This window comes from Salmonella sp. SAL4457, assembly GCF_046548235.1.
In the GTDB taxonomy this organism is placed as follows: domain Bacteria; phylum Pseudomonadota; class Gammaproteobacteria; order Enterobacterales; family Enterobacteriaceae; genus Salmonella; species Salmonella enterica.
The window spans coordinates 1-228 of sequence record NZ_JBGDZO010001522.1 but is presented as its reverse complement, the minus strand read 5'-3'; the positions used below and the strand labels follow the sequence as shown (position 1 = coordinate 228).

The 228-nt window shown below is 71.9% G+C and carries 1 pseudogene; it reads right to left on the bottom strand.

Features of this window, described 5'->3' with window-relative positions:
- Positions 1–228: pseudogene (locus tag ACLJNW_RS29285) on the bottom strand (aromatic acid/H+ symport family MFS transporter); the annotation flags it as partial.

Here is a 228-nt window from a genome sequence, read left to right as displayed (position 1 = left end):
GCCCGTAGCTCATCAGCATGCACATGGCGAAGGCCACCCACAGCAGCAGGGTGCCCACTGCCTGGCGCCCCTCGAACAACTGGGCGACCCGTCCGCTCGGCGCTTCGGCCGCGACAGCGTTCGCCCGCTCGGCGCCGGGCCGGTAGTCGGGATCGACCTTGCGCAGCAGCGCGTCCAGTTCGGCGCGGCGGCCCTTGAGTTCGAGGAACGCCGCCGACTCCGGCAACC